This window comes from Tolypothrix sp. VBCCA 56010 (assembly GCF_050875635.1).
Classification (GTDB): domain Bacteria; phylum Cyanobacteriota; class Cyanobacteriia; order Cyanobacteriales; family Nostocaceae; genus Hassallia.
In genome coordinates this window covers 1-5,710 of the sequence record NZ_JBPAOH010000266.1, presented here as the reverse complement: position 1 = coordinate 5,710, position 5,710 = coordinate 1, and the positions used below count along the sequence as shown (strand labels likewise).

Here is a 5,710-nt window from a genome sequence, read left to right as displayed (position 1 = left end):
CCTCCCCTTGTCCCCCCCTCCCCCCCTCCTCCCTCCTCTCACTTTAATCCCAGCTGTTGCTTTAAGGCGTCTGGCACGTTAACTGCTGTATCTAACCCGCGCACATTTTGCCAATGTTGATTTTCATTCCAAGTTAACTGTTCTAAATTAGCGTCGCTGAGGTCGGTATTGCCCAGAATGGCGTAGCTGAGGTTGCTATTACTGAGGTTGGCGCTGCTGAAAATAGCACCGCTGAGGTTGCTACCACTGAGGTTGGCGCTGCTGAGGTTGGCACCGCTGAAGTCTGTACCAAAGAGTACAGCTTCACTGAGGTCGGCACCACTGAGGTCAGCATCGTTGAGAGTTACTCCACTCAAATCAGCTTGGTTGAGAGTCACTCCACTCAAATCGGTGTCGCTGAGGTCAGCACCTAAGAACATGACGCTGCTAAGGTTGGCATGATTTAGTTTGGCACCGTTGAGTTTGGCATAGCTGAGGTCAGCAGCTACGAGGATGGCGTTGCTGAGGTTGGTGCTAAAAAGAATTGTGTCGCTGAGGTTGGTGCCGTTGAGTTTGGCATCACTCAGGTCAGCACCACTGAGGTCAGCGCGGCAAAGGTCGGCATGGTTGAGGTTGACGCCCTTGAGGTTGGCTTCGCTGAGGTTGGCACCAAACAGGATGGTGTCACAAAGGTTAGCGCGGTTGAGGTCAGCATCTTTAAGGTTGCTGCTGCTAAGGTTGGCGCTACTGAGGTTAGCATTGCTGAGGTTGGTGCTGCTGAGGTCAGCGCTACTCAGGTCAGCGCGGTTGAGGTTTGCACCGCTGAGGTTTGCACCGCTGAGGTTTGCGCTGCTGAGGTCAACACCGCTGAGGTTGGCATTGCTGAGGTTGGCGCCGCTGAGGTTGGCATCGCCGAGGTTAGCACCTTTGAGGTTAGCATTGCTAAAGTTGACGCCAGTTAGGTTGGCATCACCGAGGTAAGTGTTTTTCAGGTTGGCTTGGCTGAAGTTAGCGCCAGTTAAGTTAGCATCGCCAAGGTAAGCACCGCTAAAGTTGCCACCTCGCAGAAATTCCCCGACTATATTACTAAAATTGCCAATTTCAATCGCATCGCTATAGCTAATAATTCGCAGTAGTTGAGATGTGAAAAAATTTTCTTTTTTTGGTTGGGAAGATGGATAAAAGTTAATTTTTTGCTTTAAGTCGTCTTTTGTTTGAGCATAACGGTGTAATTCTAAAAGCAAAATCATCACGTTTAGTCCGGTCTGTATGTCTATCTGTCGCAGTCCGACGATAATGTTTTGTGCTTGCAACTGCAACATTTTTTTCTGTGGCAAGTTATCATCAGGTGCAGCATCGATAAATTCTCCTTGACACCACTGGCGATAAAAATTTTCTAAACGCTGGAAAAGCAGCATAGGTCGAAATTCTTGACTGGCAGTCAGCAAGTTGATTGCTGGTTCGACTATTTCTGTTGTCAGCGTGGCGTTGCCGAAGATATTGTAAATCTGCTCGTGTAGTTGGCGATCGCTATTATTAAAGCTCAAACCACTACCTGCTTTTGTCCATTCTTCTAACCTTTTTTGCAGCTGTTCCGGAAATATAAATTCGTGGAAATTCTTTTGCGAAAACTCAATACTTTTATCTTGTTCTTTTATATTCTTTTCTAGAGGTAAAATTACTTCGGTTTCCACAGATGTTGTCGTTGGCATCTGTTGTAACTCCGTTTCCTTGCAGAACGTTATCAAACGCTTCCAGACTTGAGACAAATGTGCCATTATTGTGTCCGTAGTTACTATACACCTACTGATGATTTGATGAAGATTACCTAAAGATTTTTTCTTGTTTTGCGGAATTAGTCTTTCTGGCAAATAGTATTATTTAGTACCATGAGTTTTGAGGGAGTTCTAACTTGCTTGGACTTTGGTTAAAAGTAAAATGTCAGATTGAAAAGTTTTTCGATTGTCAGTAAACTTTATCAATTTGGTCAAATTGCTATACTTTTTTTTCAGCATATTTCCAGATTCAATGTAAAAATAATACGTACTCTCTGCTACAAAGGCAATTGTTAGCAAAAATACTACAGCAAAAAAGTATAACAAAGCTCAAAATGTCGGTTAAAACTAAACTACAAGCTTTCTGCTTGATATTAAGCAGCTAAGACGTGTTTTTCATTGACATAAGTTAATGAAGCAACCTTCCTTCGCTAGAAAAAAATTAAAAATTAATTAGGGGGTCATTTTCAGGAATGGATCGAATGAACAGATTAACGTTTTGTGTGATTTTGTTGCATGGTTTGTGTCTATCAATCTACAGCGTTAGCGCTAAGTCACCGTCTGTTAATGCGGTCGGTGACACCTTTTTGCAGAAGGGTACACCTTCCTCACAAAGGTATAAGAAGACAGAAGTGACGGGTGTAGGGGCTTTTTCCCTTGACACACCGCGCTACTCCCAGAAAGCGAATGCTAATTTACACAATAAATTTGGGCTACCGAGAGAACAAGTATGGGTAATCGACAGTAACAAACACGCTTTGCGTCAGCCTTTTATTTGGGTCGTTAAAGACAACAAAAAAGCTGCACAGCAACCATTTTTGCAAATCGGAAAAGTCCCCGACAAACCGGTTGAAAAGCCTAATACTACCACTAAACCAACCAAAAAGGATGAATTACAACAATTTGATGAGGTAATTAAAGACACCCAAAAACAACAGGGACTGTTTACCCTTTACCGTAATAAAGACAAGAATAAAATTTATTTAGAAATTAAACCAGAGCAACTAAATAAAAATTATCTAGCCAATGCAACGCTAGAATCAGGAATTGGGGAACGCGGTATTTATAGCGGGATGCCTTTGCAAGATTTTTTATTTTACTTCCAACGGGTAAATAATAAGTTGCATTTTACCGTCCGCAATGTTAATTTTCGCACTCGCGAAGGAGATCCACAAGCGCGATCGCTTGCCCGTTCTTTTAGTGACTCGGTTCTCTACACCATCCCCATTAAAAGCATCAACTCTCAAAGCAAAACGATTCTCATCGACTTAAGCGACTTGTTACTTACCGACATAGCGGGAGTATCCGCGAGTTTGGGAATTCCCGCTAATAAAGATGATTCCTATTTTGGTAATGCCAAAGCTTTCCCGGCAAACATGGAAATTGAATCTATTTTAAATTTCACCGGCGGCGGGAGTAAGGACAAACCTGTACCAAATTTTGCTACACTACCTGATGACCGTGGCTTTACCCTACGGGTGCATTACAGTATTTCCCAACTACCAGAAAACAACTATCAACCGCGTTTGGCTGATGAACGTATTGGCTATTTTATCACCGCTTATCAAGATTTATCTGACGACGATCGCGGCGATCCGTTTGTCCGCTACATCAATCGCTGGAAGTTGGAAAAACAAGATCCGAATGCGGCAATTTCCCCACCGAAAAAACCGATTGTTTTTTGGATTGATAACGCCGTTCCTCTAGAATACCGCGATGCAATCAAAGAAGGCGTTCTCATGTGGAATAAAGCTTTTGAAAAAGCCGGATTTCAAGATGCGATTCAAGTACAGCAAATGCCGGATAACGCTCCTTGGGACCCGGCAGATATCCGCTACAATACTATCCGCTGGATTAACACGGTGGATGGATATTTTGCCCTAGGACCATCTCGCGTTAACCCGCTAACTGGGGAAATTTTAGACGCAGATATTTTAGTAGACGCTAGCTTTATCCGCGCCCTGAAAAAAGATTATCGCGATATTGTCCAACCGAGTCAAGGAGAAAATCGCACTTCTTTATCAGCGTTGATGCAAAATCGGCTGCTTTGCACCAATGGTTTAGAAGCTAACGATACTCCCAACCAAAAGCCGCAAGCCGAAAATAAATTGTTAAATCGTTTATCGAAAATGGCAGGTGAGTACGATTTATGCTATGGCTTAGAAGCTGCAAATCAATTTGCGATTGGGACAACAGCGATGTCACTGTTGCAAAACACACCACCGACTAGCGAACAAGTAAAAGACTATATCCATCAATATATACGCTTAATTATTGCTCACGAAGTTGGACACACTCTCGGTTTACGTCATAACTTCCGTGGTAGTACTTTACTGCCTCCAGAAGAAATGAACAATACTAAAATCACTCGCAGCAAAGGTTTAACTACCTCGGTAATGGATTATATCCCCCCAAATATCGCACCGACCGGGGTGAAGCAGGGAGATTATTTTCCAAATATGGTGGGACCTTATGATGATTGGGCAATTAAGTATGGCTATACGCAAATTCCCGCAACCACTCCCGCAGCGGAAAAACCCGCGTTGAGTGCGATCGCTCAACAATCTGACAAGCCTGAGTTAACTTATTCTACAGATGAGGATGTGTCTGACCTCGACCCAACCGCCGATGCTTGGGACAATAGTAGTAATGTGCTGCTTTATTCGCAGTGGCAGTTAGAAAATTCCCGTGTAATGTGGGATAGGCTAAATCAGCGGTATCCTTTAGCTGGAGAGAGTTACAGTGATGTGACTGAACGCTTTAGTACGGTATTAAGTAACTATTTTCAGAATATTTATTATACTACTAAATACATTGGTGGTCAGTCTTTTTACCGAGTTAAAGGAGGCGAGATGCCATCCGGCACGCTTCGCGAACGCCAAGGTAGATTACCGTTTGAACCAGTAACAGTAGAAAAACAACGGCAAGCGTTAGCGACATTACAACAATATATGTTTGCAGAAAATGCGCTCACCTTCTCGCCAGAACTGCTGAATAAATTAGCCCCATCGCGGTGGCGACATTGGGGTAGTAAAACTCGTACCGGGCGTTTGGATTATCCGATACACGATTTGATATTAAACATGCAGAGTATGGTGTTGCGAGAATTGCTATCAAGCGATCGCATTTCTCGACTCAGCGACATTGAACTTAAAAGTCCTCCTGGGAAAGCTTTGACTTTGCCAGAACTATTTGATACTTTGCAAAATGGCATCTGGACGGAAGTTCTCAAACCAGACGGCAAACAAATGAAAATTAGTAGTTTGCGCCGAGGCTTGCAACAAGAATATCTCGATTTGTTGACAGCGATGGTATTGCGAAAACAACGAGTACCCGAAGATGCGCGGACAATGGCATGGTATAAGTTAAAACAATTGCAAGAAAAACTTAATGGAGCAGATTCAAAAGACGAATATACGAAAGCGCACCTATTACAAACACGCGATCGGATCGACAAAGTTTTAAACGCCCCATTACAAGGAAATTAACCACACCCATCGTAGGGGCGGGGTTTCCCCGCCCATGACGATTAAGCGCCCGTGAAATCAGCAACCACCAGCCCATGTCACCCATTTATGAGATAAGCCTACATGCATAGTTGAACCAGCAATTTCCTGTTCAGTGATGGTCGCTCCATTTATATTTGTGTTGTTAAATTCTGCTTCATTCAAATTGCTGCCAATCAAATTTGCCTTTTGAAGATTGGCTCCACTTAAATCTGCCCCACTCAATTCTGCCTCGCTGAGGTTAGCTCCAATCAAGTTTGCCTGCACTAAATTTGCACTCCGCAAATCAGCGCGACTTAAGTTAGTTCCCTCCAAGTTTACCTTAATCAGGTCTGCCCCGATAAAGTTTACAAAATTGAAAGCAGAAAGCCCATCGGCTTTTAGCCGTGGGATGAATGCGTAGCGCCTTTAGGCGCAATCTAGTTTTTAACGTGTTTTTTGGTTAGCGAT

2 protein-coding genes and 1 pseudogene are annotated in these 5,710 nt (G+C 43.4%); 1 reads left to right on the top strand and 2 read right to left on the bottom strand.

Annotated elements, in window-relative coordinates:
• Positions 1-38: 38 nt before the first annotated feature.
• Positions 39-1,757, bottom strand: coding sequence for a pentapeptide repeat-containing protein (locus AABK37_RS40020; RefSeq protein ID WP_432556947.1), 1,719 nt, complete (start codon positions 1,755-1,757; stop codon positions 39-41).
• A 479-nt stretch (positions 1,758-2,236) separates the two neighbouring features.
• Here AABK37_RS40020 and AABK37_RS40015 point away from each other — a divergent pair, with 479 nt between their 5' ends.
• Entirely contained in the window at positions 2,237-5,242 is a 3,006-nt protein-coding gene (locus tag AABK37_RS40015; protein ID WP_432556946.1) for a zinc-dependent metalloprotease, read from the top strand.
• Positions 5,243-5,299: 57 nt separating this feature from the next.
• Here AABK37_RS40015 and AABK37_RS40010 read toward each other — a convergent pair.
• Positions 5,300-5,611 (bottom strand): annotated as a pseudogene (locus tag AABK37_RS40010) (pentapeptide repeat-containing protein); the annotation flags it as partial.
• Between the last annotated feature and the right edge of the window lie 99 nt (positions 5,612-5,710).

Bases quoted from the DNA above. Each gene is read 5' to 3' on its own strand.
- AABK37_RS40015 (WP_432556946.1), top strand. From the start codon at position 2,237: ATGAACAGATTAACGTTTTGTGTGATTTTGTTGCATGGTTTGTGTCTA.
- AABK37_RS40020 (WP_432556947.1), bottom strand. From the start codon at position 1,757: ATGGCACATTTGTCTCAAGTCTGGAAGCGTTTGATAACGTTCTGCAAG.